This window comes from Denitrobaculum tricleocarpae (genome assembly GCF_007004665.1).
GTDB lineage: Bacteria > Pseudomonadota > Alphaproteobacteria > Kiloniellales > Kiloniellaceae > Denitrobaculum > Denitrobaculum tricleocarpae.
On the sequence record NZ_ML660052.1, the window covers coordinates 724,481 to 750,806 of the forward strand.

20 protein-coding genes are annotated in these 26,326 nt (G+C 61.0%); 5 read left to right on the top strand and 15 right to left on the bottom strand.

Going from position 1 to position 26,326, the window contains the following annotated elements:
* Nucleotides 1-69: 69 nt before the first annotated feature.
* From FKG95_RS03270 to FKG95_RS03290, 5 genes are all read right to left on the bottom strand, one after another.
* Entirely contained in the window at nt 70-1,371 is a 1,302-nt protein-coding gene (locus FKG95_RS03270; protein WP_142894864.1) for an acetate/propionate family kinase, read from the bottom strand.
* Nucleotides 1,368-2,777 carry a bifunctional enoyl-CoA hydratase/phosphate acetyltransferase gene (locus tag FKG95_RS03275; RefSeq protein WP_142894865.1) on the bottom strand — a complete coding sequence of 470 codons (1,410 nt, stop codon included), beginning with the start codon at nt 2,775-2,777 and terminating at the stop codon, nt 1,368-1,370. The genes FKG95_RS03270 and FKG95_RS03275 overlap by 4 nt, the downstream gene beginning before the upstream one ends.
* The gene (fabI, locus tag FKG95_RS03280) at nt 2,767-3,540 is read right to left on the bottom strand and encodes an enoyl-ACP reductase FabI (protein WP_142894866.1); all 774 of its coding nucleotides are present in this window, start codon (nt 3,538-3,540) and stop codon (nt 2,767-2,769) included. The genes FKG95_RS03275 and fabI overlap by 11 nt, the downstream gene beginning before the upstream one ends.
* Before the next feature lie 2 nt (nt 3,541-3,542).
* Entirely contained in the window at nt 3,543-5,297 is a 1,755-nt protein-coding gene (locus FKG95_RS03285) for a PHA/PHB synthase family protein (RefSeq protein WP_218940049.1), read from the bottom strand.
* 203 nt (nt 5,298-5,500) lie between these two features.
* The gene (locus FKG95_RS03290; protein WP_179953905.1) at nt 5,501-6,445 is read right to left on the bottom strand and encodes a peptidoglycan-binding domain-containing protein; all 945 of its coding nucleotides are present in this window, start codon (nt 6,443-6,445) and stop codon (nt 5,501-5,503) included.
* Nucleotides 6,446-6,618: 173 nt separating this feature from the next.
* Here FKG95_RS03290 and FKG95_RS03295 point away from each other — a divergent pair, with 173 nt between their 5' ends.
* Complete coding sequence (locus FKG95_RS03295) at nt 6,619-7,314, top strand: NAD(P)H-binding protein (protein WP_142894868.1); 696 nt, start codon at nt 6,619-6,621, stop codon at nt 7,312-7,314.
* 30 nt (nt 7,315-7,344) lie between these two features.
* Here FKG95_RS03295 and FKG95_RS03300 read toward each other — a convergent pair whose 3' ends face one another.
* Nucleotides 7,345-8,598, bottom strand: a complete 1,254-nt coding sequence (locus FKG95_RS03300; RefSeq protein ID WP_142894869.1) for a glycerophosphodiester phosphodiesterase family protein — start codon at nt 8,596-8,598, stop codon at nt 7,345-7,347.
* A 107-nt stretch (nt 8,599-8,705) separates the two neighbouring features.
* Nucleotides 8,706-9,077 carry a hypothetical protein gene (locus FKG95_RS03305; protein ID WP_142894870.1) on the bottom strand — a complete coding sequence of 124 codons (372 nt, stop codon included), beginning with the start codon at nt 9,075-9,077 and terminating at the stop codon, nt 8,706-8,708.
* A gap of 298 nt (nt 9,078-9,375) precedes the next feature.
* Here FKG95_RS03305 and FKG95_RS29880 point away from each other — a divergent pair, with 298 nt between their 5' ends.
* Nucleotides 9,376-10,080 carry a PEP-CTERM sorting domain-containing protein gene (locus FKG95_RS29880; RefSeq protein WP_218940050.1) on the top strand — a complete coding sequence of 235 codons (705 nt, stop codon included), beginning with the start codon at nt 9,376-9,378 and terminating at the stop codon, nt 10,078-10,080.
* A gap of 241 nt (nt 10,081-10,321) precedes the next feature.
* On the opposite strand, the gene FKG95_RS03315 is transcribed toward FKG95_RS29880, so the two are convergent.
* From FKG95_RS03315 to FKG95_RS03340, 6 genes are all read right to left on the bottom strand, one after another.
* Nucleotides 10,322-12,058 (bottom strand): methyl-accepting chemotaxis protein, encoded by a 1,737-nt coding sequence (locus FKG95_RS03315; RefSeq protein WP_142894871.1) that lies wholly within the window; start codon nt 12,056-12,058, stop codon nt 10,322-10,324.
* Between the two features lie 133 nt (nt 12,059-12,191).
* A complete protein-coding gene (locus FKG95_RS03320) occupies nt 12,192-12,641 on the bottom strand; it encodes a cache domain-containing protein (RefSeq protein ID WP_142894872.1) in 450 nt (149 codons plus the stop codon).
* Nucleotides 12,642-13,200: 559 nt separating this feature from the next.
* Nucleotides 13,201-13,593 (bottom strand): hypothetical protein, encoded by a 393-nt coding sequence (locus FKG95_RS03325; RefSeq protein ID WP_142894873.1) that lies wholly within the window; start codon nt 13,591-13,593, stop codon nt 13,201-13,203.
* Between the two features lie 111 nt (nt 13,594-13,704).
* Nucleotides 13,705-15,000, bottom strand: a complete 1,296-nt coding sequence (locus FKG95_RS03330; RefSeq protein WP_142894874.1) for a 3-deoxy-D-manno-octulosonic acid transferase — start codon at nt 14,998-15,000, stop codon at nt 13,705-13,707.
* 2 nt (nt 15,001-15,002) lie between these two features.
* Entirely contained in the window at nt 15,003-15,974 is a 972-nt protein-coding gene (locus FKG95_RS03335) for an NAD-dependent epimerase/dehydratase family protein (protein ID WP_246116666.1), read from the bottom strand.
* Nucleotides 15,975-15,979: 5 nt separating this feature from the next.
* The gene (locus tag FKG95_RS03340) at nt 15,980-16,735 is read right to left on the bottom strand and encodes a glycosyltransferase family 2 protein (protein WP_142894875.1); all 756 of its coding nucleotides are present in this window, start codon (nt 16,733-16,735) and stop codon (nt 15,980-15,982) included.
* 252 nt (nt 16,736-16,987) lie between these two features.
* Between FKG95_RS03340 and FKG95_RS03345 the strand changes: the two genes are divergently transcribed.
* The gene (locus FKG95_RS03345; protein WP_142894876.1) at nt 16,988-18,190 is read left to right on the top strand and encodes a glycosyltransferase; all 1,203 of its coding nucleotides are present in this window, start codon (nt 16,988-16,990) and stop codon (nt 18,188-18,190) included.
* Between the two features lie 24 nt (nt 18,191-18,214).
* Here FKG95_RS03345 and FKG95_RS03350 read toward each other — a convergent pair whose 3' ends face one another.
* Complete coding sequence (locus FKG95_RS03350) at nt 18,215-19,420, bottom strand: glycosyltransferase (RefSeq protein WP_142894877.1); 1,206 nt, start codon at nt 19,418-19,420, stop codon at nt 18,215-18,217.
* A 326-nt stretch (nt 19,421-19,746) separates the two neighbouring features.
* Here FKG95_RS03350 and asnB point away from each other — a divergent pair, with 326 nt between their 5' ends.
* A complete protein-coding gene (gene asnB / locus FKG95_RS03355; protein WP_142894878.1) occupies nt 19,747-21,696 on the top strand; it encodes an asparagine synthase (glutamine-hydrolyzing) in 1,950 nt (649 codons plus the stop codon).
* 112 nt (nt 21,697-21,808) lie between these two features.
* On the opposite strand, the gene FKG95_RS03360 is transcribed toward asnB, so the two are convergent.
* Nucleotides 21,809-23,746, bottom strand: a complete 1,938-nt coding sequence (locus tag FKG95_RS03360) for a TadE/TadG family type IV pilus assembly protein (protein WP_179953906.1) — start codon at nt 23,744-23,746, stop codon at nt 21,809-21,811.
* A gap of 759 nt (nt 23,747-24,505) precedes the next feature.
* Between FKG95_RS03360 and FKG95_RS03365 the strand changes: the two genes are divergently transcribed.
* Complete coding sequence (locus FKG95_RS03365; protein ID WP_218940051.1) at nt 24,506-26,308, top strand: ABC transporter ATP-binding protein; 1,803 nt, start codon at nt 24,506-24,508, stop codon at nt 26,306-26,308.
* The last annotated feature ends 18 nt before the right edge of the window (nt 26,309-26,326 follow it).

The following is a 26,326-nucleotide window of genomic DNA, read 5'->3' on the forward strand; positions in this document are numbered from 1 at the left end:
CTATGATGTAGAGCGGATTCACAGGTTTTAGCGAAAACACAGAGTGTTTCCATTAAAACATGAAGCGCTCTAAGCCGCAGCATGCGTTCTTTTTTTACCCGTAGCCCGCCGGGCAAGTTCTTTCTGCACCGCGCGGGCGATGATGCGTTCCTCGTCCGTGGGGATCACCATCAGGCGGGCCGGGCCTGCGCCAATGTCGCGGGCGTTGCGGTCGTTCGCGTCACGCTCGACCATAAGGCCGAGGTAGTCGAGGCCCTCGACGATCCGCTGCCGGATCACGGCGGCGTTTTCACCGATGCCGCCGCAGAAGACCAGGGCGTCGATCCCGCCCAGGATTGCGGTCATGGCCCCGATTTCCCGGCGGGCGCGGAAGACGTAGTAGTCGATGGCCTCCGCCGCTTCGGGCCGGTCCGAGGCCAGAAGGCTGCGCATGTCGCCCGAAATCCCCGATAGCCCGAGCAGCCCGCTGCGGCGGTAGAGCAGTTCGGTGACCTCGTCCGGGCTCATGCCCTCCCGTGCGATGAGATGCAGCACCGCACCCGGGTCGATCTGGCCGCAGCGCGTGCCCATGGGCAGGCCGTCCAGGGCGGAAAAGCCCATGGTCGAGCCTATGCTCCGGCCGCCCTTGACGGCACAGATGGAAGCGCCGTTGCCCAGGTGGGCGATGACGACGCGGCCCCGGTGCAGATCGGGATAGTCCCGGGCGATCACGCCGGTGATGTAGTCGTAGCTCAGGCCGTGAAAACCGTAGCGGCGGATACCCTTATCGTAATACGACCGCGGCAGGGCAAAGGTATCGTTGACCCAGGGATGACTGCGGTGGAAGGCGGTATCGAAGCACCCGACCTGGACCGCATCGGGAAATGTGGCACGCCCCATCACGACCCCGGCCAGGTTGTAGGGTTGGTGCAGCGGCGCCAGCGGATTGAGCGCCGCCAGTGCCTCGATGACCTCGGGAGTCAGGACCGCGGCCTCGGCAAAGTCCGGTCCGCCGTGCACGATGCGGTGGCCGACGCCGGAAATCGCAATCTCCTGCCTGTGCGGTTCCAGCACCTGCAGCACCGCGGCCAGGGCTTCGGGTTGCGTGGCGGCGGCAAGGGGCCGGTTGGTCTCCCGGCCGTATTCCCTCAGGATCAGCCGGGCGGTCTTGCCGATCCCGTCCACCTGTCCATGGACGAGACTCTCAGGATCTGGAGCCGGCGGTTCCAAAGCCCCATTTCCAGAGGTCTCGGGTTCCGGCTGAGCAAGTTGAGGTCGTGCCGGCCCTGGCCCTGGCCCTGGCCCCGGTCCCGGCCCCGGCCCGGGCGCGGCGCGGTAAAGGCCGAACTTCAGGGAAGAGGAGCCGGTGTTCAGGGTCAGGATCGCGCTCATGCAGGCACGGCCCCGCTGTAGAGCGCGGCGATCGCGGCGGAGGCGATGCGGGTACGGCTGCCGTCCGCGCGGCTGGTCAGGATGATCGGAACCTGGGCGCCCAGAACGACACCCGCGGACTCCGCGCCGGCCAGGTACATCAGCTGCTTGCAGACCATGTTGCCCGCTTCGAGATCCGGCACGACAAGAATGTCGGCCTGTCCCGCCACCTCGGAACGAATGCCCTTGGAAGCCGCTGCACGCGACGAGATGGCGTTGTCGAAGGCCAGTGGTCCGTCCAGGGTTCCGCCGGTGATCTGGCCGCGGTCCGCCATCTTGCAGAGCGCCCCCGCGTCGACCGTGGAGCGCAGGCGGGCGGTGATGGTCTCGACCGCCGAGAGGATCGCGACCCTGGGCGCCGCGATCCCGATCGCATGGGCGAGGTCGATGGCGTTCTGGACGATGTCGGCCTTGGTCTGCAGATCGGGGGCGATGTTGATCGCGGCATCCGTGATGAGGAGCGGTTTGGGGTAACTGGGCACATCCATGACGAAGACATGGCTCATGCGCCGCTCGCTGCGCAGTCCGCCGGTTCTCGCCACCACCGCGGACATGATTTCATCGGTGTGCAGGGCGCCCTTCATCAGGGCCTCGGCGCGTCCCTCGTGGACCAGCGCGACGGCGCGGGCGGCGGAGGCATGACTGTGGGCGCTGTCGACGACCTGCGTGTCCTTCAGATCGAGCCCGGCCTCCCCGGCGGCGGCGCGGATGCGCGCTTCGGGACCGACCAGAAGCGGCACGATCAGGTCCAGGTCGCGGGCCTGCAGCGCGCCCTCCAGCGACGCTCCGTCGCAGGGATGCACCACGGCCGTGGGGAGCGGCGCAATGGTCCGTGCCTGCGCCAGCAGGCGGTCGTGCGCCGCGCCGTGGCGGTGCAGCACCAGATCGGGCATGGTCACGCGCGGACGGCGGATCTTTTGCTCAGGCGCGATCACGACGGCTTGCCCCGCGATCACCGTCTTGCCGCCGCCGTTGGTGCAGAGACAATCCAGGGTCAGGCGTTTTCTCGCGGCGTCTTTCTCGGCCACGGTGACGCGCACGGTGACCGTGTCGCCGACGCCCACGGGCTTGAGGAATTTCAGGGACTGGCTCAGGTAGATCGTGCCCGGTCCCGGCAACTGCGTGCCCAGAGCGTTCGATATCAGGGCACCGCCCCACATACCGTGCGCGATCACCTCGTGAAAGATGTCCTGTCGGGCGAATTCGGGATCCACGTGCGCCGGATTTACATCGCCGGAGACCACTGCGAAGGCGTCGATATCCTGAAGCGTCAGGGTCCGCACCAGCTCTGCGCTGTCGCCGACGGCAATCTCGTCGAAGGGACGGTTCTCGATGAAGCCGATCGGCGGGTTCGGGTTACACGACATGGTTTCCCCCGTCGATGTAGGCGGTATTTCCGCTCACGGAGCGGGCGAAGTCCGAGACCAGGCAAGCAGCCATGGCGCCGACTTCCTCGATCGTGGTCAGGCGGTGCAGGGGCGCGCGGGCCTTGGCGTCCTCGATCAGCTCGTCGAAGTGATCGATTCCCGAGGCGGCGCGGGTTTCCAGCGGCCCCGGTGATAAGGCGTTCACGCGGATGTTCTTGGGCCCCAGCTCGACCGACAGGTAGCGGGCCGTGGATTCCAGCGCGGCCTTCACCGGTCCCATGATGTTGTAGTGATCCACGACCTTCTCCGCGCCGTGATAGGAGAGGGTCAGGAGCGTGCCGCCATTGGTCATCAGAGGCTCGGCCCGCCGCGCGAGGCGGATCAGGGAGTGGACCGAGATATCCATGGCCTGCGCGAAGCCCGCGCGGGAACAGTCGGTCACCCGGCCATGCAGATCCTCGCGCGGGCAAAAGGCGATGGAGTGCAGGAGAAAATCGAGTGTGCCCCAGTCTTCGCGGATCGTCTCGAAGAGGGCGTCCATCTGGGCGTCGTCCGTGACATCCAGCGGCAGAAGGATGTCAGCGCCGACGGAGTCCGCGACCGGCTGAACGAACTTTTGCGCCTTGTCGTTCAAGTAGGTCAGCGCGAGTTGCGCCCCGGCGGCATGAAAGGCCTGCGCGCAGCCGGCGGCGATGGAGTGGCTGTTGGCGACGCCGACGACCAGGCCCTTTTTTCCCGCCAGAAAGTCTGTGTCCGGCAGCATATCTATTCCTTTAGAACATAAGTGCCGGGGGCATCGCAGAGGCCGGCGGGCATTTTTTGGGCGGTCACGGGCGGGCCGGAGTGTTCGGCCAGCCAGACCGCCCAGCTCGGCCACCAGCTGCCGTCTTTTTCCTGCGCTCGGTCGCGCCAGTCGTCCGGAGAGAGCGTGATATCCTTGTCCCGGGTGGTGTGGATGCGGAAGTGGCGGCGCTTGTGGCCGGGTTCCGAGATCACCCCCGCGTTGTGGCCGCCATTGGTCAGAACAAAGGTGACGTCCGCGTGGCTCAGGCTGTGGATCTTGAAGACCGACTTCCAGGGCGCGATATGATCGCTCTCCGTTCCCACGCCGAAAACCGGAAGCCGGATATCGCGCAGGGAGACCGGATGACCGTCGACCGGATAGCGTCCGCAGGCCAGATCGTTGTTCAGAAACATCTGGCGCAGATACTCCGAATGCATGCGCGCGGGCATGCGGGTGGTATCGGCGTTCCAGGACATCAGGTCGTTCATGGGCGCGTCCGTCTCGCCCAGAAGATAGGCACGGACCATGCGGGACCAGACCAGATCGTTCGAGCGCAGCATCTGGAACGCCCCCATCATCTGGCTCGAATCCAGATAGCCCTGCCTGGCCATGATATCCTCAAGGACCGAGACCTGGCTTTCATTGATAAAGAGCATCAACTCGCCCGCTTCGGAGAAATCGGTCTGGGCCGTCAGGAGCGTCATGCTTGCCAGGCGGTCGTCGCCGTCGCGCGCCATGGCGGCGGCCGCGATCGACAGCAGGGTGCCGCCCAGGCAGTAGCCCGCCGTATGTACCTTCGCCGCGCCGGTTGCCGAGACAATGTGGTCCAGGGCCGCCTTGGGGCCCTGCTCGAGATAATCGGCCATGCCCAGACCGGCCTGTGCCGCATCCGGGTTTCGCCAGGAAATCATGAAAACGGTAAAGCCCTGGGCGGTCAGGTAGCGCACCATGGAGTTCTCGGGGCTGAGATCCAGGATGTAGTACTTCATGATCCAGGCCGGCAGGATCAGCAGCGGCTCGGGCCGCACTTTTTTGGTGGTGGGCGCATACCGGATCAGCTCGATCAGATCGTTGCGGAAGACCACCTTGCCCGGCGCGGTCGCCACGTCCTTGCCGACGCGTTTCGCCGGCCTGGGTTTTTGCCCCTTCACGGCAGACCGCCAGTCCTCCAGCAGAGCGAGGCTGCCGCGCTGCAGGTTGCGGCCCTTGGATTCCAGGGTGCGGGTGACGGCCTCGGGATTGGTGGCCAGATAATTCGAGGGCGCCATGGCATCCAGCATCTGACGCATCAGAAAGGTCATGGCCTGGTCGTGCGAGGGCGCGAGCCCGGGAATGTCCGATGTGGCGTAGTCGAAGAAATCCTCGGCCAGCAGAAAGGCCTGTTCCATCGCGGCGAAGGGGGCTTTGGTCCAGCCTTCGTGGCCGAAGCGGCGGTCGCCCTTCTTGGGCGAAATCGGCCGTGACCCGGGTTCCGCCGGACAGCCCTGCGCGACAAACCGCAGCCAGGCGGTCCAGTGCTTTTGCGCCTTTTGGGCCAGGGCCAGTTGCTTGTCCGGGGCGGTTGCCAGATGCAGCGACCAGTCGTTCCACATGGTCAGCATGGCCATGGGCGAGGTACCGTGCGTCTGCATCGACAGGGTCCGCCGGAGCACGCGGTCCTGGGTCATGTTTTCTGCGGGTGAGGGGCGGGCCGGAGAGGGGGCAGGGCTTTTCTGCGCGGCGGAAGGGCCGGTCATGATTCGCTACCAGTAACTTTTTCCAACCCCTTTGATATCAGCGTGTTATGACAGAAATATTATGAAAATATGAGGCCTGCCCCGGCTGTTCGGGCGTTTCAAGTCGGGCGGCGATGGGACACCGGAGGCTCTATAGCGTGAGGCCGCAGGGGCCTTCGATCCTTTTGCGGGGGTTGAGTCTAACAACCCGCTAGGCCAGTCCGTTATCCCGGTTGCGCTGCCCTGAGCGCCGCAATCAGGTCTTCGGAAACCTCTCCATCGACAGCCATGCCGTTGGCCTGTTGAAAGCTGCGTATCGCATCCGTCGTTTCCGGCGCCGGTTCACCATCGATGTACCTGGGGTCGTAGCCGAGACCTTTCAGCAGGCCTTGTGTCAGGACGAGTGGAAACTCCTCAAGCCGCCTGGTGGGCTCAAACACTCTGCCGCCCGGCGCGAGCTGGTGCGCCGCTTGCAGTTCCTGACGAGCGGCCGTTTCATCACCCAGCTGCCAGAGCGCGAAGGCACGTGAGTCCAGGAGACCGGCGTCAGTATCGGCAGCCTTCGCCTGATCGCAGTAGGGGAGAGCAAGCCCGGCCCGGCCCAGTGTTCCCAATTCCCAGCAAGCGGAATCGATCCAATCCACCCTGACGTCCTCAGGAAGCAGATCCACTGCTCGTTCAATGCTTCGGCGGGCGTCTTCGATGCGGTTTAGCCAGGCAAGCGCTAATCCTCTCGCGTAGTAGCCTTCCACGTTCCCGGGATCGATGGCCAGCGCCCGGTCGTAGTCGTCTAATGCCCGGTCATGGTCGCCTTGGTTCACCCGGACAATGCCTCTGTCGACATGGACCGACGCATTGTCAGGTTTGAGCTTCGCCGCGCGCTCAAGGTCTGCCGCTGCCCCGTCGTAGTCGCGCAATTCGATGAGTGCCAGGGCCCGGTTGTGATAGGCATCGCCGTGTTCGGGGTCGCGCTCCAATGCCGCGCCGTAGTCTGCGATTGCGCGCTCAAGATCACCGTTGTCGGCGTACATGAGGCCGCGGTTAAAATGGGCAGAAGCAAAGTCTTTGCCTGCCTCGATCAGGGCCGTGCAGGCTTCAATCCCTGCGTCGCCGCCTGGCGCTGGCTTACAGCCGAGCGCGCGACTTTCGCCCGATGCAGGGGCTGTCATGAAAAGCGGGAGGATCAAAAGTGCGGGACAAAACCTACGTGTGCCGGGCATTGAAGCATAAATCCTTGAATACACGATGACATGTGGCAGAGGTTAGAATTGAAATCTTACCAATACACTTATGTTAAGAGTGGACAGCGCGTTAACCATACTTGCGAACAGGATCAAGTCAGATGACCCGCGTTGTTATGCTCGGTGCGACCGGCGCGGTGGGGACCGAGGTGGTTCGTGCGCTGACGGCCATGGAAGAGGTTGGCGAACTGGTTCTGGTGGGGCGCAGCGCTTTTAACAGCCTGGAGCATCCCAAGATACGGGCCCACACCGCCGATGTCTTTGACCCAGCGGCCTATGCCGTGCATCTGGCCGGCGCTGAGGTTGCGATCTGCACCTTCGGGGTGGGGCAACCCTCCAAGGTCATCAGGCAGGATTTCCTCCGGATCGACCGGGACGCGGTGCTGGCCTTCGGGAGGGCCTGCAAGGAGGCGGGGGTTTCGCATTTCCAGCTGCTCTCTTCGGTGGGCGCCGACGCCAATTCGCTTTCATTCTTTCTCCGCGCCAAAGGTGAACTGGAAGAGGGGCTGCAGGCCCTGGGTTTCGATCGCCTCAGCCTTTTTCACCCCAGCATGATCCTGACTCCGACCAACCGCTACGGCTTGAGCCAGGCCCTGGTGCTGGCGCTCTGGCCCCGGCTCTCACCTGTGTTTTTCGGGCGGTTGAAAAAATACCGGGGAATCGAGGTGGAGAAGCTGGGCCGGGCGATCGCGCTGAATCTGCGGCGGAGCGGCCAGGGAAGTGACGTGCTGGAATGGCCCGAGATAATGGCGTTGGCCTCAAACGGGAAGCAGGTGCGTCCTCCGGAAACTTCGTAAATCCGGTCTGGCCTGCTTCAAAGTGGGGCGCTATTCCAACCCGAAGCAGTTTGCGTAGTAGGTCGTCGTCGCGGGCCAGTCGGAGAAGAGGCCCACGATGCCGACGTCCTTATGCAGGACGTGCATCAGTTCGAAGACGTCGCCCTCGTTGTCGATCTGATCCTTGACCGTCTGGAAGTACCAGCCGCCGCCGCCGGTCAGGAATCCCGAGCGCTCGGCGGTCCAGGAGATGATCTTGAGACCGGCCTCTTTCGCGCGCTCGGCATAGAGCGAGGGCACCATCCTATCGCCGTCGAGCTTCACCAGAACCCACAGCGGCGGCGCGATGTAGTTGACACCCATCTCCTTTAATTCGGTCATGCTGTGACGCCAGGACGTTTCACTCTCCGGGGACCAGCCGCTGTCACGGTAGGAATTATCCAGGTAGACGGCCTGCTTGCCGAACTCCGGCTCGTTCTCGATCCAGTAGAGCACGTCCTCGAGATTGAAGGACTGGGCAAAGACGTCCGAAGGCGGGACACCGGCCTCCTTGTACTCGTTGATCATCTGCTGGGCGTACATGGCCTGGGTATAGTCGCCTTCGTAGGGCATGGAGACGCTGGGCGACTTCAGTTCGGGGGTGAACTTCACGCCCAGTTCCTTGAAGAGCTCGATGGATTCGGCGTGGGTCATCAGGCTGCCTTTGCCCGCATAGAGATCGGTGCGGAACCCCGCAGTGCCGTCCATGTAAGCCTCGGGCGTCTCGGCGGTCCTGTCCGCGGCGTCCATCTTGCCGGTGAGGCTCCTGAATTCCGCCAGCGTGATGTCCGACGCGCGGCATTCAGCGTCCGCCTTTTTGCTCCCGCTGGCGGGCGTAAAGGGCGCCGTGCACTTCTGCGCCAGGGGGGTGGCCAGGATATTGGTGGTTGTGTGCAGGTCGTTCTGGGCGTGGCGGCAGACCAGCTCGCGGTCTTTGGTGAAGGTCACATCGCATTCCATGATCCCCGCGCCCATGCGTGCCGCCGCCCGGTAGGACTCTTCGGTGTGTTCCGGGAACTGCAGCGGTGCGCCCCTGTGGCCGATCGACCAGTCGGATTTCGCGAAGGGCCCCGCGCTGCAGGATTGCAGTTTCGTCTTCAGCTCGCCCGGGGCCATCTGATCCACCAGAAAGAACGGACGCGGGCCGATCTGGACCGAGCCGGAGGCGTGACCCTCCGCGCTGGCGGAACTGGAGATGGAGCTGGAAATCCCGGCCGATGTCGAGAGCAATCCGGCGAAAAGAGCGAGGAGAAGGGGCGTGCGCATGAGACCTGACTTTCGTTCATCATCGATTTTCAGATGAAGTATCATCTATCGATGACGCTATTGCGACAGTTCTCTGCTCACGCGACTCAAATAGCCCCGCCGATGCTCTAGTTTTTGAGGGAAGTGGCCAAGAGAGTGTGGGACAGGCAAAAGGCGCCGGAGAGAAACCAGAAGAGGTTGCTCAGTTCCACATAGCCGAAGTTCACCTCGATGATACTGATGACGACAACAGCAAGCCAAAGGGCGCCGAGAGCGAGGTGCGTCCATCGTTTTTGCCGGGGCGTCTCCATTTTCAGGATCAGGAAAGTGAAAAGCGCCAGCAGCAGTATCACCCAACGCACGTTCCGCTCGATCTCGACCACCTGGTCGGCGCGGAAATCCAAACGCAGGACGAACAACTCCGGCATTGCGTACATGACGCCGCCGGTGACGGCCTGGCAGACCGCAAGGGTCACGAGCAGGCTTTTGTAACGAGTCAAAGGACTGGTTTTGAGTTGAAGCACTTTGAGATGCCTTATTTGTTTGTAAAACGCCGATCTTGCTGAAGAGTGCCGTGTTAGCCCGAGCTCAGCCCGGACACGGAGAGGCCTGAGCAGGCTGGGGCACAAAGCCGGGGTTTCAGTTTTCCACTTATTTCCAATGCTATCACCGGCTGTATATGATTTAAACCTTTGCGGGTGAATGTCTTGGGGATGCTGCTTCGGTCAAGAAGCGGCAGGCGCGTGTGCGACCCTTCGCAAAAATCACCGGAAATCATAATGCAAAGGGGAATTTGCCATGTCGGGCTCGGTGTCGTTTAGAAGTCTCGCTCTCGCAATCGGGCTTCTGTCCGGGCTTGCGGTTACGCATCAGGCCGAGGCGGGGCCGCTGTTTTCGGGGTCTATTTCGGACATTCCCGGCGGAAATCAGGGGATCACCATCAACTACCACAGGTTCGAGGTGGTAACTGCCGGCAGGATCGAAATCGATGTGCTGTCGTTCGGTGTGCTGGGTGGGGATTACTTCGGCAGCTCCGGATTGAATACGGACATTCATTTGTTTGAATTCGATTCGCTCGGCGATCTTGGTATGCTGGGAAAGTGGCGTGGCGGGGACAACGATGCTTACGGCCCTACTGGCAACGACGGATCAAAACTGGCGTTTAACGACCTGAGTTTCGATTCTTTCCTGTCGCTGGATCTGGACGTGGGCAGCTATGTGATCGCCATATCCGATTGGATCCTCAGGGAAGCCGAGGCCCGCGCCGGGGAACACAGCTACTATACCGGCCGCCCGTGGACGTCGCGGGACGACGACACGCGCCTGGAGATGGTGCGGGGCACCACCGGTGACTATGAGATCCGCGTCTCGGGCGACGTCAGGCTGCCGGGCGCGGTGGCAATTCCGGAGCCCGCGAGTTTCGCGCTGCTGGGTATTGGTCTGATCGGCCTGGGCGTGATGCGCCGGCGGCGTGCAGAGGGGTTGCTTAAGCGGGGCACGTGAGCCCTCCCGTTTGCACAGCTTCCTGGCGCTAGAGCAGATCCGGTTTAGATGGAATCGCCTTGGGCGATCCGTCGTACCGGTGAATCTGCTCTACCTATAAGATGTAGAGCGGGTTCACATGTTTTAGCGAAAACACAGAGTGTTTCCGTTAAAACATGACGCGCTCTAAAGCAAAACGGCGCCTGAACCCTATGGATCAAGCACCGTTCGAAGCTGTTTCGGGAAGATTGCCGAGCCCGGACTAAGCCGCCCGGATCCCGCTCAGGAACTGTTCGATCTCGCTGCGCAGATTGTCGGACTGGCTGCTGAGTTCCCTGGCCGCATTCAGGACTTCGCCCGAAGCGCTGCCGGTCTGTCCGGCGGCTTCGGCCACTTCGGTGACGGTGCTGGCGGTTTCCTGAGTGCCGCTGGCAGCGCGTTGTGCGTTGCTGGAAATCTCGCCGGTGGCCGCGCTTTGCTCCTCGACCGCCGCGGCGATGCCGGTGGTGATTTCGTTGATCTTCTCGATCGTGCCGCCGATGCTGGAAATCGCCTCTGCGGCGCCGTTGGTGGCGTCCTGGATCGAACTGACCTGGGCACCGATCTCCTCGGTGGCGCCGGCGGTCTGGGTGGCGAGGTTCTTGACCTCGCTGGCGACCACCGCAAAGCCCTTGCCGGCCTCGCCCGCGCGGGCCGCCTCGATGGTGGCGTTCAGGGCGAGCAGGTTAGTCTGCTCTGCAATATCCTGGATGAGGGTGACCACTTCGCTGATCTTCTTGGCCATCTCGGCCAGGCCCTGCACCTTCTCGTTGGTGCCCTTGGCCTCCGAGACCGCTTCGTCCGCGATATTCTTGGACTGTGCGACCTGCCGGCTGATCTCCTGGATCGAGCTAGCGAGTTCTTCCGAGGCGGCAGCGACGGTTTGCACGTTTTCCGTGGTCTGACCCGAAGCGGAAGCTGCGGCGTGTGACTGAGACTTGGTCTGTTCGGCGACCGAGGACATACGCTGCGCCGTCTCGTCGAGGCCGCTGGCGGAGTTGGAAACCGAGCGCAGAATGTCGGAGACAGCCTGGTCGAAACCGCTGATCAGCTTTTCGATGGCCGCGGCGCGCTGTTCCTTCGCGGCGCTCTCGGCGGCGGCAGCTTCTTCGAGGCGCTGCCGTTCGATGGCGTTGTCCTTGAAGATCTGAACCGCGCCGGCCATTTGACCAATCTCGTCTTTCTGACCCCGGTTCGGAATTTCGACGCTGGTGTCTTTGTCGGCCAGACGGGTCATGACCGCGGTCAGGCCGGTCACCGGACCCGAAATGGCGCGGGCCATCAGGAAGGCGGCGCCAAGCGACATTGCAGCCCCGACAGCCAGAACCGACAGCACGATCACGAGCTGCTGAAACAGGCTCGCGCGGGCCTGGGCCTGCAGGTCTTCGGCGCGCGTCTGCATGGACTGCGCTATCTCCGCCAGGAGGGTGGAGACGTTCGTCAGCTGCGCTTCCGCATCATTCAGGTTCATGGTGGCCATGAAGAGGTCGTCACCCATTTCGTCAACCACGGAAGCCGCCGCTTTGGCGTAATCCGACAAGGCCCGGGAGACGGCTTCCAATCGAGGCGGCGCGGCTTCGGCTGTTTCTTCGCCGTCCTGCGCGACCTTCTCTTGGCTGCTTGGTGCAGGCTGGTCGGCAATCATCACATCAATGCCTTCGTGCACGCTTTGCATGGTGGCGAGGGCCTGAGATGAGACAGCGTCAATATTCTCCTGCGTTACGGAATTTGCTGTCCAGACCGTCGCCCGGAGGATTGAAGCGTGTGCCCGGTTCAGGTCTACCCTGATCGCACTGATCTTAGTTGCCTGTGTGATCGCTTTGGCAGCCTCTTCTTCAAGTGCGCTGCTGCGCTCGAAGCTCACCAGGAAGGCGGCGGTGACGGCAAGCATCGCAAGGACGGCGATGCCGGGCGCGATCAGTGATTTGATGCGGATCGAGGCGTTGCTGAGCTGGAGCATTTTTCGTTTCTACCTGAGTGACCGTGACCCCGGAACGCGCCCGCTGATGAGCGCAGAGCGGATCCGGGTTCACATGCGCGTACAAGAGTGTGACCGTCGTCTTGCTGACGGTCACACCGAGAGGCGGGAGACTTTACTGAGCGTAAGCGCCCACGCCGACAACCTTGTCGCCGACCCGCACGATGTAGCTGGTCTTTGCTTCAACCGCTTTGGTCGTGGGGTTCTGCCACTTGTAGTCAACCCAGTCTTCACCGTCGATCTTCAGGAACTCGGTGACGAAAGCCTTGCCGTCGACATCTTTCAGAGCATTGACGTTACGACCGACCAGTGTCGCCTTGGCGCCGTGCGCCATCATGGTGCCGTCGTCGCCGATGACAAAGACATAGAGGTCACGGTCGTGCCAGTCGCCACCGGGCGCCATGAAGGCTGCGATCGCGGCATCGTCGCCGTTCTGCTGCATGTATTCCGCCGCCTTGACAGCCATTGCCTTGGCTTCATCCGGGGAGGCGTTGGTGTTGGCCATGGCAGTCGTGGTGAAGCCAAGAACCAGGCTCAACAGAGCCGCAATAAACTTCGTCTTCATTTCAGTAATTCCATTCAAATAACAATGGGCGTAAGGTTACTTACAGTGGTTTAGGTTTGATTTTTTAAAAGACGGTAAATTCTAAATTGATGAAATATGAACTGCTGCGTTTCTATTGGTTCGGTCAAAACAACTTATTGGATTTTTTCGCTAATTATCCTTTTGATGTAGGGTGTTAGTATTTTTGCAGTCTTTGACTCTACAACTCTTGGTATTTATGGTTTTTTTTGCCCTTAATGCCCCCGGCGGTAGGCGTTGCTGGCGGGTTCGGGTGTACAACAGAGGCGCGCAAGATCATGGAGGGACCGGCAGGCCGAAATTGCCCAACCGGCATCAGGACTCCGACTTTGCCCGACCGCGGCAAGTCTAAAAATGGAATGACCCTGGGGTCGCTGAGCTTGCGGTGCCACGAAGCCGCCGCGCCCGGGTCAAGCGGGAAACCGTATTGGCCAAGCGCGTAGGCATCCGCCATGAACTTAAGGGCACCCTCGAAATACAGCTCCGCAGCGGTGCGGATGTGGCTAAGGCCAAGCGCTTCATCGCGGGTTAAATCCCTTCCCTACAAGAGGTCGAGGCCGAGACACCAGTTGGCGTAGGCATGGCCAGCGGCGGCGGCCTTTCGACAGAAGCTGGCCGCAGCAACGAAGTCTCGCTTGTCATAAAGAAGCTGGGATAAACGGAACATGGCTTCGACATGTCCCTGATCTGCGAGGCCGGTCAGATGCGCGAGATAGCGGGCCCTTGCCTCGTCCCCGCTTCCCGCCGGGTTTTCCAGGAGGAGGGTTTCCCGCCAGAAGACGGCATCCGGGTGCGCCGCGCTGACCAGGGGCGCGAGGAGATCGTCAATCCACTGCAAGAGGGTTGCGCGCCGACTATCGTCACTCACGTGCCAAGAGGCGTCTATCAGCGCCTTTGCCTCGGTAAGGCGTTCCTGGGCTTCATCTTCGGTCAAGTTGTTTCAAGTCCCTTTTTTGCGGCGCGGCATTGCATCACGGACGCCGTAAACCGCGCAGGGCCAGTCTATGCGTCCATGACCTTGTTCGACAAAACTTAACAATTCGAACTATTTCAGCTGATCCAGCGCGGGATCGAGCAGAGCCATGACGCGCTCCAGAACTTCGCCTTGGTCCTCCGCGTAGGCCTTGGCGGCGCTGCTCATTTCGGCGCGGGCCGCGGGTTCCCGCAGCAGCTTGACAACGGCGGCGGCGAGCGTGCCCGGGCGGTCCACAATGGGTTTCAGGGCACCGGCGGCACTCATGTCCTCGACAATACGCTGGAAATTGCCGCAGTGCGGCCCGCAGATCAGCGCGCAGCCCAGGTGGGCGGCTTCGATCGGGTTCTGGCCGCCCTTGGGCGCCAGGGTGCCGCCCATCACGGCGACCGGATTGAGCCGGAACCAGAGGCCCAGTTCGCCCAGCGTGTCGGCGACGTACATCTGGGTCTCGGGCGTGAGCGGCTTGCCCTTGCTGCGCAGGGTCACAGTCATTTCGTTGGCGCGCAGTTCCTCGGCGACAATCGGTCCGCGCTCGGGATGACGGGGCACGACCATGGTCAGGAGGTCGGGGTAGGTCCAGGCGACCCGCTGATGGGCCTGCGCCGCGATGATCTCTTCGCCCGGGTGGCTGGAATAGATCAGCCAGGTCGGGCGGTCACCGATCTCGGCCCGCAGCCGCGCGAGCTCTTCCGCGTCAGCCTGCAGGGGAGGCGCCGCGAACTTCAGGTTGCCCGGTGAGGTGCAGTCGGCGAAGCCCAAAGCCTGAAAGTGCCGCTGATCCTCCGGCGATTGCGCCTGGATGCTTGCAAAACTCTTCAGCAGTGAGCGGAACACCGGGCCGGAACGCTTCCAGCCCCGAAAGGACTTCCGGGACATGCGGCCGTTGATCAGGTGCAGGGGAATCTGTCGCTTGCGGGCTTCCAGCAGAAGATTGGGCCAGAACTCCGACTCGATCATCAGCCCGAGCTGCGGATGCCAGTGATCGAAAAAGCCTCTCACCGCTGCCGGCGTGTCGATCGGCGCGAACTGGTGAATGACACCTTCGGGCAGGCGCTGCACCATCATCTTTGCCGAGGTGACGGTGCCGGTGGTGACCAGGATCTTGAGGTCGGGACGGTCCTTTCGCAGGCGTTCGATCAAAGGCAGGGCGGAGACGGATTCTCCGACGCTTGCGCCATGGATCCAGATCAGGGTCCCTTCCGGGCGCGCGATACTGCTTCGCCCGAAGCGCTCGCCAAAGCGTTCCGCGTCCTCCTTGCCGCGCGCCAGACGCTTGTCCATGTGGCGTTCGATCAAGGGAGCGCCGAGTGTCCCGAAGCCGCGATAGAGGGCGAAGACCGTGTTGGCGATAAGGGAGCCGGCCATGGTCAGGGTCTCCCCGCTGCCGGCCCGGGAGAGGCGTTGCGGATCTGCGCAAAGCTGGCGGCAAGGCCTGCGTCCAGGTCAAAGGGCGGCGTCCAGTCGATATCGCGCTTAAGGGGTTCACTGTCCAGTTCAAGGGAGCCGGTCAGGCGCTCGATTGCCGCGCTGCGTCCGGTTACTTTCCCCGCGAGCCGGAGCAGCCAGAGCGGGCAGGGCCACAAGCGGGCGGGCCGCCCGAGGGCCGCCGCCAGCGCCCGGATCAGCTTGGGGGTCGAGACGCCCGGACCGTCCGCGATCTCGTAGCAGCGCTTCTGTCCGGCGGGCTGCTCCAGGCAGCGCCCCACCGCGTCGCAGAGATTGCCGATATAGAGAAAGGCGCGTCGGTTCCTGATCGAGGCCAAAGGCAGCGGCAGGCCCCGTTCGATCACCTTGATCAGCAGGGCAAAATTGCCGGGCGCCTCGGGCCCGTAGATCAAGGGAGGGCGCAGGCAGGTGAGGCTCATCCCGCTGTCCCCGGCAACCTCGTGCAAAGCCTGTTCCGCCTCCAGCTTGCTGATCTGATAGGGCGTGGCGTCGGGGCTGTCGTGCGCCACCCGGGCGCCGATCGAGCTGAGAAAGATGAAGTGCTTTACACCGGCCTCCAGCGCCTGACGGGCAAGGGCCCGCGTGCCTTCGACATTGACGCGCCGGAAGGCTTCCAGCGGGTCTGCTGCGGTTTCTTCCAGGATGTGGACGCGGGCCGCGCAGTGTACGACGGCATCGGCACCGCTCAGCGCAGCCCGCCAATCGCTGCGGCCGTTCAGATCTCCGGTGATGAAAGTCTCGATGTTTGAGAGCTCCAGGCGGGATTTCGCCCGCAGGGAGGCGCGGACCCGAAAGCCCTGCCCGGCGAGGTGCCGGCAGAGATTCCGGCCCACGAAGCCGTTCGCGCCTGTCACCAGGACGCGCAGGGGGACTATTTCAGCACCGGCGGCCATCGGCCTCAGAACACCCTGCGCTTCAGCAGCGCATGGCCTGCGTAGTGGGCCAGACACCAGGCGGCATAGGGCAGGGAGAGCTTTTCGATATCCCGGTAGATGCGCCAGACCCAGTAGGCGGAGCGGCGGTGCGAGCTGGAGATCGAACCGACCACGGAGCGGTAGCGGGCAAGGTCCTCCTGAAGGCAGTGTGCGGCGTGGCCCTGACGCAGCAGGGAGAGCCAGAGAATATAGTCGTGGGCGCGGTAGCCGGCTTCATTGATCCGGATCGGCCCGGTCTTGGCCGTATCGACCATCGAGGTGAGATTGGGGATTGCGGCATTCTTCAGGGCTTCACGGTATGTCTGGCTGGCCGGCGGACGGATGAGGTGCCCCAGGGTCTTGCTGTCTTCCGACAGACGGCGGTACTGGGTGTAGGAGATGGCGCAGTCCTTTAGCGTCATGAAGCTGATTTGCTTCTCGAGCTTTTCCGGCAGCCAGAGGTCGTCGCTGTCCAGAAAGGCGATGTAACGCCCGCTTGCCCGGGCCAGGGCGGCGTTGCGTGTGGCCGCAGGGCCCTGATTGCGGTCCTGCCGGAGCAACCGGATCCGCGGGTCGTCTGCGGCAAAGCCCGCCACGATCTCGCAGGTCTCGTCCGGCGAACAGTCGTCCGCGATGATCATCTCCCAGTCCTGAAGGCTCTGGGCCTGGACGGAGGCAATGGTCTCGCCGATAAAGCGGGCGGCCTTGAAAGCGGGAGTTATGACGGAAACCAGTGGCACGGAGGCGCAAACCTTACGATCGGCGAATGAGCAATAGGGGCATTGGATGAGCCCTGTAAGACTAAGGCGATCAGGCACCCCGTTGGAATGTCCCTTTGGTACCTGTAAACCCGGCCCTCTCGAGTCTTCACCCCGTGCCGACGACTTAGAGTGCGAACCTTCTAGCTTTCCCCGCGTTTTCAAGCAAGTCTTCCGCGGCAGCCGGCCTCTCATGCGCAAAGCCCCACCTTTGATCGACAGGTGAAGGGCGATGTGATCTTCTTGCATCGGCTGGCCAGAAGCGGTAACGAGCCCTTTGATGCAAGTGCACCGAAAACAGGCGGCGTATCGATGATCTCGTCAGGCGATCGGCAGCCGATCCCCATTCTTTTCGTTCTACCCAACTTTAGAGCCGGTGGTGCCGAGCGGGTCGTCTTAGCTCTCTTGAGGCTGCTTGATCGCTCGCGCTTCGCGCCGGAGCTTGTGGTGTTCGACGGACGGGGAGAATTCGCGGAGCTGTTGCCGTCCGATGTCGTACTCCATGATATCGGCGTACCGCGCCTCAGGTCTGCGGTTTGGCCGCTGCTGCGGATCATCCGGAAGCGGCGCCCGGCTGTCGTGTTTTCATCACACAGCTATGTAAGTGTTCTGCTCTTGGCGGTCCGTGCGGTTTTTCCGGCAAAAACCAGAATCATTGTCCGTGAGCCGAATACGCCCTCAAAGAGTTTGCCCGATATGTCATATGGCAAAGTGCTGGATCTGGGTTACCGCGCGCTTCTGGGACGGGCAGACGTGGTCATTTGCCTTAACAGCCTTGCGGAAAAAGAGATGCTGTCGAGGTATCGTGTCACAGCGTCGCGTTTGGTGCGGATGGCAAACCCTGTTGCCGTAAAGTCTTTAAGGCAGGCCGCAACGGAGATGATCCGCGTGCCGGGTCCCGGGCTTCGCCTTGTCGCCGCAGGACGCTTGAGTTACTCGAAGGGCTTTGACCGGCTTCTTGAAGCAATGGTGCGTATGCCTGACGAGAGTATCCTGACCCTCTACGGTGCCGGGCCGGAAGAAGAAAACCTGAAGGCGCTGGCCTCACGCTTGTCCCTGGGCTCAAAGGTCCGTTTTGCCGGTTTCGAAAGGCAGCTTGCGCCGGTTCTTGCCGGCGCAGACGCGGTCATTGTGCCGTCGAGATTCGAGGGGATGCCGAACATTGTCCTGGAGACCCTGGCCTGCGGCACCTCTGTTGTATCGACGCCTGAAGCGGGTGGCGTTATCGACCTTGTTGAAGTCCTGACCCCGGACGCCCTGGCGCTCGTTTCTTCGCAGGCAGAACTCGTCGAAGCGATGGGCGGCCTGAAGGCCGACACCCACGCCTCGGTGCGTCCAAGCCGTCTGCCGCGCCACTTCGAAGAGCAGCATGTGGTCAGTCACTTCGAAGAGATCGTTTTGCGAGCGCTCGCCGGGAAAGAAATGCCCTGCCCATAGTTTCAGGCATCGCACGAATGACGCCTATGGCTTGTTCGCGGCCAGTTTTTCCCAGGCATCGATACGTTGCCGCGCCGCCGCGGAGCTGCTGAAGTTGCTTTCAATGTGGCTTTTGGCCTTTGCGCGCAAGGCAGGCCACTCGTCCCTGTTCTCCAGGCCCGAGGACACACGGCGGGCGGCAAGTTCGATATCACCCTGCTCGACAACGAAGCCCGTCTTTTGATCGTCAATGAGTTCCTCGATTCCGATTGTGCGCGACACGACGCAGAGGCACTGCGCCTGCATCGCTTCCTTCACCGCATTGGGCAGCCGTTCCTCCGCCAGGTTCGACATCATCAGGAACACCTGCGCTTCGGAGAAGCTTCTGTAGACCTGTGAGTGGCTGACATGACCCAGGAAACGCACGGCATCGCTGAGCCCGAGTTCGGCTGTAAGCGCCTCCAGGCGTTCGCGTTCCGGTCCGTCGCCCAGTATCTCGACCGTCATATCGGGATGGGCCTGGTACACGCGCTTGAGGGCCTGGAGGGAATCGGCAGTGCACTTTTCGGGAATCAGGCGCTCCGCCAGGACAACCCGGCCCTGATGTTTCGCAACCGGAGCCTTATCCGCAGCCTCTGTGTCGATACCATGAAAGACAACAGAAATCCGCTTCGGATCGAAGCCCTGATCTGCCAGCAACGGAACGTTGGCCTCGGCCAGCGTGAAGATAAGGGGCAGGGCCCGCCCAAGTACGATGCTGGGCCCGTAACTCATGTGCAGATCGTAAGCACTGAAGGATTGTGTCACCGATACCCCGGGCAGATAGCGATGAACCAGCAACCCGGTCAGGCTGGTGTAGTGTCCCCAATAAAGATGGACGATGTCGGGCGAGTCACGCTCGATCTTTTTGAACAGCTGCAGACTTCTGGGAATGAGCCAGAGGCTTTTGGCCAGATCGACGGGGTTGTTGCCGCAGGAACTGAATATCGTCCGCAGCAGCAAAAAGGACAGTTTCGGATGGCGGAAAAACAGCCATAGACCCTGCAATAGGGATCCAAGGCTCGCATAGTCCACCTTGAGGTCTTGCAGGCCGCGCTCTCTATTGAGCTGTTCAGCGTCTTCGGGCTTGGCTTTCAGGGTCGCGATCGACAGATCGACACCCAGCGTGCGAAGGGCGCGCACCTCTACGGCAGCGAAGGTTTCCGATGGAACAGGGAACTGGACGGTGATGTAGAGAACCTGAAGGCTCACGTATCGTGCCTTTGACTTTGAAGAGTGCTGGCTGATAACCGCAAATAGACGGGAAAGTCAAAGACTCAACGAGCGGGGCGGGCATTTTACGGCCTTGAGGGGAGAAGGTCATGACGTGGGCCCGCGGTGAATCCGGCGCCGCCGGCTGGTCGGAGCCGTGAGCCTCGCCGGGACAGGATTCCTCCCGCGACGGCTTTGCGGGTTTGAGAGGGCACACGGATATGTCGTCACACGCTCCCGGGTTTCTCTTCCGCCCGAATGGAGCTATACAGCGGCCGGAACCCCGGACTGTTTCGGGGCGTTGGCTTTTGAGGGATGAAGAGCAGGTGTGCGGGATAGCTGGCTTCTGGGAAGATCCCGGGCGGAGCGATGCGGAACTGACGGCAAGCGCGCAGGTGATGGCCGAATCCATGACGCGCCGCGGCCCCGATGCGCAGATCGGCTGGGCGGACGCCAGGGCCGGCATAGGTTTGGCGCACGCCAGGCTTTCGGTGATCGATCTGTCGGATGCGGGACTGCAGCCGATGACATCCGCGTCGGGCCGCTTCGTCATGGTTTACAACGGCGAGGTCTACAACGCGCCGGAGATCCGGAGCGAACTCTGTACCGAGCTTGGAGCTGAGAGCCCCGATTTCCGGGGGCATTCGGACACGGAAGTTATTCTTGAGGCCTGCGCGCACTGGGGACTCGAAGCCACCCTCGCCAGGCTGATCGGGATGTTTGCGATCGCCCTGTGGGACCGGGAGGCCCGGGTTCTGTCGCTGGCGCGCGATCGTCTCGGGATCAAGCCGCTCTACTGGGGTCAGATCGGCCAACTGTTCCTCTTCGGGTCGGAATTGACCGCGTTGCGCGCCCACAAAGGCTGGCATGGGGAGATCAATCCGGACGCCCTCAGTTCCTATCTGCGTTTCAGTTACGTTCCCGCGCCTGACAGCATCTACAAGGGCGTGCAGAAGCTCGAAGCGGGACAGATCCTCACGCTCAAGGAGGGGGAGGCGCCGCAGATTCACAGCTATTGGAGTCTGCGCGCCGTTGCGAAGGCGGGTTTGGCGGACCCCTTGAGGGGTGATGACCGGGAGCTGACCGACAGGGTGCATGACCTGCTCATGGATGCGGTGGGCCGCCGGATGGTCGCGGACGTGCCCCTCGGCGCTTTTCTCTCCGGCGGGATCGATTCTTCCTGCGTTGTTGCCCTGATGCAGGCACAGAGTGACCGCCCGGTTCAAACCTTCTCGATCGGGATGGCCGAGGCGGGCTACAACGAAGCCGAGCAGGCCAAGGAAATCGCCCGGCACCTGGGCACGGACCACAGCGAACTTTATATCTCGGCGAAAGACGCACAGGACGTTATTCCCGATCTCGCGGACTATTACGTTGAACCCTTTGCAAACTCGTCGCAGATACCGACCTTTCTGGTCTCCAAGCTCGCGCGCGGGAGCGTTACGGTGAGTCTGTCCGGTGACGGGGGTGACGAGCTCTTCAACGGTTACAACCGGTATCTTTGGGGTGACAGGATCAATCGCCGCTGCAAGTCCCTGCCGCTTCCGCTGCGCAGCGCCGCCGCCCGGCTGATCCGCGGACTGTCGCCGGAGCGCTGGGATGCCTTTTCAAGGCGTTTGCCGGCCGCGTTGCGTGTGCCCCAGCTCGGCCAGAAAGCGCATAAAGTCTCCAGTGTCCTGGATCTGCCGGACGAGGAAGCTCTGTTCCGTGGCCTGGTCAGCGCGTGGCATGCGCCTGACAGGCTTGTAAACGGCGCCGCCGAGCCGCAGCGTCTTCTTTGGGATCAAACGCTGGCTCAGGACGTGCCGCCCTTTATGGAACGCATGCAGGTCATGGATAGCCTCACCTATCTGACCGACGACAATCTGACCAAACTCGACCGGGCGAGCATGGCGGTCAGCCTGGAGGCGCGCGTGCCGCTTCTGGACCACCGGGTGGCGGAACTGGCCTTTCACCTGCCGCGGTCGCTGCGCGTGCGCGATGGGCAGGGCAAGTGGGTTTTGCGTCAGATCCTGGCGCGCTACCTCCCCCGTGAAATGTTCGAACGGCCGAAGATGGGCTTCGGCATCCCGATCGGCCAGTGGTTGAAGGGTCCGCTGCGCGACTGGGCCGAAGAACTGCTCTCGACATCAGCCTTGGAAGCAGACGGTCTGCTGAGGGCGGCACCGATCCGGCAGGCTTGGGCGGATCATCTCGCGGGCCGGTCCAACGATGGCGTGCCGCTGTGGACGGTGCTGATGTATCAGGCCTGGCGGCAGCGTTGGACGAGAAGCTGAAGCCTTCATGGTGGCAAGCTAAGGATTACCTTCGGCCTCCTTCCAAAGAAACAGCGGCCGGTCAAAGACCGGCCGCTGCTCTTAACATCCGTGACGCTGTCGCGAAGGCTTACTACTCCGCGATGCGCAGGTTTGTCAGTTCATTGCCAATGGCCACGAAGGTTGCCCGCAACTCCTCGTTGGATGGAGAGTTATAGTATTTCTCCGGATCCGTCGCGCAGTTCCTCATGAGATTCTGCGTCGCCACGTCGTTGAGCTGAAAGGTGATGGCATAGATTACGATGCCCTCATCTTTCATGTTCTGGCACAGTCTCGACATCCGGTTGTTGATTTCAACGACCGCTGCTGCCTGGTTCGTTGTCCCCAGACGACCTTCGCTCAATCGGCCATAGGCCGAGTAGTCCGTATCCGGGTAAGTCCCTGAGAGAGGGCGCCCTGGCAGACCGTCCGGCCAATCGTAATAGACGTTCGTGCCGTCCGTCAGGATAATGGCAACCTTGTCCATGAGAGGGGCGTCATAATCCATCGGGAGGTTATCCGGAGTGTCGCCACCCCAGAGCCCGCGCCAGCGCGGGGAGATGACACGCCAGCCCCAGGCCAGACCAAGGTTTGCGTGGGTGCCACCCCGGCTCCAGGACTGCATCTCATCAATCGCTGCGAGGACTTTGGTCTTTTCGGCCGTCAGCGAGGTGATGGGTGGGCCGCAACCCAGGTTCGGGCCGGTGCCCTCGTTCCGGGCTTCATTTCTTTCGTCGATGTCGGGCCAGTCGTTGTCGCCTCTCTGATCGTCTCCGAAGTCGTTGATCGTTGACGGCCAAAAGTGTCGGGTAAAGAGTTCCACGGAAGGCGGATCGTCGGATTCGTCGAGCGGAGATGGCCGTGCTTCCACGCAACCCTTCCAGACAGTTTCGACATCTTCGTCCGCTTCCTCAAAAAACTCGACCTCGGAAAACAAGTAGATAGCCTTCTTCCGGATGTTCCCGCCTATGACGAGTCTGTGGTGGCGGTAGGCTGTTGACATGTCTATCCCGCCGGTAAAGGTCAGCGTGCGTTGGGTTGTTACGCCTCCTCGTTTAGTGAAGCTGCCCCTGCCCACGTGAAGTGTGTTCCAGGAAACGCCATCGTCCGAGCCTTGCAGCACAAAAACCATCTTGATTGCCTTCTGGCTACCGAAGGTCACGAATCCGTAGTTTGACGGGCTGGTCAGACGATAGCCCGCGACCGTTTTCGCTTCTTCGTCGTCCCATTCTTTTCCCAAAACGACGTAACGCTTATCGAATGGAGCGTTGCGAAAGATTTGCCTGTAGCCGCCGTCTTCGAAAACCTGGTTTCTGTTGCCGTCGAAAACAGCAGGCACTCCGGCCCCTCGGTCCGTGTTTCCGAAAGGTGTGCCACCTTTGATGAGCACTTTGTTCCCTTCAATCGTGGTCGTGGGTGCAAGTTCGTGCAGCCAGTCGACATGCTGGTTGCCGACATTGACAGTCGCGACAAAGGGAACCAGACCGACCCAGAAATTGTTGATGGTTTCTTTTTCACCATAGAGGATGTTGACCAAGTCGGTTGCCGCAGCCTTCATGGTGCCGATCTTGTTGCCGGACAGCATAGAACCGGTGTTGTCCATAATCAGCGCGAGCTCCAGGCCACGGACCGAGCGCTTGACCACCGAGCGGGCCGAAACTTCCATGTCATCGACGTTAACGATCCGCATGAATGTTGTCGGGATCCGGGCTGTTGCCGAAATTGTAAGCTGCTCGTTCCCTTCTCCAGCTTCGATGTCGAAATCGACCAACACAGAATCCATGTAGTCGTTCGGGAAGTTGGCCTGGAAGTATTTGCGAATTTCATCATCGCGGTAGGGCTGATTGATTGCCTTACCGCCCGCCAGCGCCGCGGCATCGACAGCCTGTCCGAGGCGAGCCTTTGCGATATACCCGCGCCCGGCATCTGTTGCCAGCCCCAGGAATCCCACAACGGCAACAACCGAGAAGCCAAAAAGGACCGAGACGGCCCCGCGACGATCTCTCCGAAATTGGGGGATCGCTGCTCGCAATCGTTCACACCATGAAGCTTCTGAACCAAGCATTGTACGCGCCTGTCGTTTTTTAAAGGACTTGCAGATTTTCAGCGAAAGATGAACAAGTCGTAAATCCATGTATCTGTTGAATATTTCTCTAATTTATGTATAAAAATTGGCATGATATTTTGCCTTTTTTCTAGATCTGTATTTTTGTCTTTCTTTTTAGGTTTTCACAGTCTGCGAGTCCGAGTGTAAGGACACCAAGCGACCATTCTGGGGAACTCGTTCTGAGTCTGGTGGAGGATTTGATCGCTTTTGATCAGGGCCGACACGATTTTTGTCGATTTGTTGCCTCGGTTTGAGAAGGATCTTGCAAACACGGTCGGCGTCGGCACTTCATACATTGTGAACATTCTGTCGATGCCGTTTTTCAAGTGATTCCTTGACGCTTTGCCGTACGAACGTCTATTCAAGCGTCGATCTTCAACGACCTTGAGCCTGGTCCGAGACTCGATGCTTGAGTGAAGACGACTGCGGCCCTGCAGGCGGGTCATCGGGTTTCCGATAAGTCCTTGAGACTGAGGGTATATTGGTGAAGGGAATGGGTTCCGTTTTTCAGATCGGTGAGATCAAAACCTTACGCTGCTTTTGGTGTGAACTGACTGGAACTGCACCTGCACACGAAACGGCCGTTGTAGGACTGCAATTGGCCTCGGCAGGTCGTATTTACGTTGTTGGAAACGGCCTTCTTTCACCTACGAAGTGTATTTGGGCAAGGATTCAGAAAACGTGATGCGAACGCTTCGGATGGTCAGGACTCTGCTCAGCGATCACGAGCAGCGGCGCGCTGTTCAAGTGTTTGCCCTGATGCTCGTCATGGCTGTGGTCGAAACCCTGGGCGTTGTATCAATCATGCCCTTTGTTCTCGTTCTGGCAAATCCGGAGGTGGTTGAAAGCAACAAGCAGCTTTCGTTTGTATACAGTTATCTTGGGTTTACCGATCCCGACCGGTTTCTGGTGCTGCTGGGGTGCATCACGATCGGTATTTTCTTGTTGTCGATGGCGATCCGGGCCGTGACCACCTATGCATTGGTTCGTTTCACGACCATGCGGCTTCACAGTATCTCCTCCCGTTTGCTCACCGCTTACCTGCGGCAGCCCTATTCATTCTTTCTGGGCCGGAATACCGCAGATCTCGGAAAATCTGTCTTGTCCGAGGTCGGCAGGGTCACGAACGGTATATTGATGCCCATGCTGCGGCTTTTGTCCGGCGCCGTCGTTGCGCTGGCCATTCTCATCCTGCTGCTTTTCATGGAACCGCTGCTCTCGCTTGCGGTTGCGCTGGTGCTCGGTGGAGCTTTCACCGCGGTCTACCTTGTGTCGCGCCGCCTTCTGCACAGAATTGGGCGGGAGAGGGTTACGGCCAACCAACTTCGGTTCGTTTTGGCAAGCGAGGCCTTGAATGGGATCAAGGAACTCCGGCTGATGGGGCGTGTGGAGACTTATCTGCAGCGCTTCCGGAAGCCGTCGGAGGATTTCGCACGCTACCAGGCAACGAGCACGCTGATCGGCGATCTGCCACAATTCGGAATCCAGGCGATCGCCTTTGGCGGAGGCTTGTTTACGGTGGTCTACCTCAAAGCGACCCGGGGCGGTCTGGACGAAGCCCTGCCGTTGATTTCACTTTATGCGCTGGCGGGTTACCGCCTGATGCCGGCATTTCAGCTGATTTTCAACAATTTAACGAAGATCCGCTTTGCCTTCCCTGCGCTGGAAGTGCTCTACGAAGATTTAACGCGCAAAGAAGCGCTTGCAGTGAAAGATGACGATCTCGAGAGTGCTCCACCTGCGCCTCTGAATGGAGCAGTTGATTTTCAGGATGTGAGCTATTCCTATCCGGAGATGGAACGTCCTGCCGTTCATGGTCTCAACCTCGCCATCCAGCGGAGTGAGAGCGTCGCTTTTGTGGGGAGTACCGGTGCGGGGAAAAGCACAGTTATCGATCTGATGCTTGGGCTGTTAAAGCCGACCGAGGGACAAATCCTGATCGATGGCCAGGTTTTGGAGGGGGCAAATCTGCGCGGTTGGCAGAGGAATATCGGCTATGTGCCGCAAGCGACCTATCTTGCCGATGATACGATCGCAGCAAACATTGCATTCGGAGTTTCACGAGATAAGGTTGACGTTGCGGCGGTGGAGCGGGCGGCGCGTGCTGCTCAAATTCATGACTTTATTGTGCGAGAATTGCCGGAAAGCTACGAAACGGTTGTTGGCGAGCGCGGGATTCGGCTGTCTGGCGGCCAACGACAACGTCTGGCGATTGCCCGGGCGCTTTATCACGATCCGGCGGTGGTGGTTTTTGACGAAGCGACCAGCGCGCTGGACAACGTGACCGAAGCGATTGTGATGGAGGCGGTCGAGACGTTGCGCGGGACCAAGACCGTCATCATTATCGCCCATCGCTTTTCGACGATTCGGCACTGCGATAAGATTTATGTGATGGAAGCTGGGCAGTTGGTCGCTGATGGGACCTACAGTCAGTTATCCGAATCGAGTGGTTACTTTAAAAAGCTTGTTCAGGCTGCGAACGCCTAACACCTGACTGTCTGGATG

Excerpts from the sequence above, each read along its gene's own strand:
- FKG95_RS29880 (WP_218940050.1), top strand. The coding sequence starts at position 9,376 with ATGTCGGGCTCGGTGTCGTTTAGAAGTCTCGCTCTCGCAATCGGGCTT.
- FKG95_RS03300 (WP_142894869.1), bottom strand. The coding sequence starts at position 8,598 with ATGCGCACGCCCCTTCTCCTCGCTCTTTTCGCCGGATTGCTCTCGACA.
- FKG95_RS03275 (WP_142894865.1), bottom strand. The coding sequence starts at position 2,777 with ATGTCGTGTAACCCGAACCCGCCGATCGGCTTCATCGAGAACCGTCCC.
- FKG95_RS03335 (WP_246116666.1), bottom strand. The coding sequence starts at position 15,974 with ATGGCCGCCGGTGCTGAAATAGTCCCCCTGCGCGTCCTGGTGACAGGC.
- FKG95_RS03295 (WP_142894868.1), top strand. The coding sequence starts at position 6,619 with ATGACCCGCGTTGTTATGCTCGGTGCGACCGGCGCGGTGGGGACCGAG.
- FKG95_RS03320 (WP_142894872.1), bottom strand. The coding sequence starts at position 12,641 with ATGAAGACGAAGTTTATTGCGGCTCTGTTGAGCCTGGTTCTTGGCTTC.
- FKG95_RS03315 (WP_142894871.1), bottom strand. The coding sequence starts at position 12,058 with ATGCTCCAGCTCAGCAACGCCTCGATCCGCATCAAATCACTGATCGCG.
- FKG95_RS03270 (WP_142894864.1), bottom strand. The coding sequence starts at position 1,371 with ATGAGCGCGATCCTGACCCTGAACACCGGCTCCTCTTCCCTGAAGTTC.
- FKG95_RS03285 (WP_218940049.1), bottom strand. The coding sequence starts at position 5,297 with ATGACCGGCCCTTCCGCCGCGCAGAAAAGCCCTGCCCCCTCTCCGGCC.
- FKG95_RS03330 (WP_142894874.1), bottom strand. The coding sequence starts at position 15,000 with ATGGCCGGCTCCCTTATCGCCAACACGGTCTTCGCCCTCTATCGCGGC.
- FKG95_RS03365 (WP_218940051.1), top strand. The coding sequence starts at position 24,506 with ATGCGAACGCTTCGGATGGTCAGGACTCTGCTCAGCGATCACGAGCAG.
- fabI (WP_142894866.1), bottom strand. The coding sequence starts at position 3,540 with ATGCTGCCGGACACAGACTTTCTGGCGGGAAAAAAGGGCCTGGTCGTC.
- FKG95_RS03290 (WP_179953905.1), bottom strand. The coding sequence starts at position 6,445 with ATGACAGCCCCTGCATCGGGCGAAAGTCGCGCGCTCGGCTGTAAGCCA.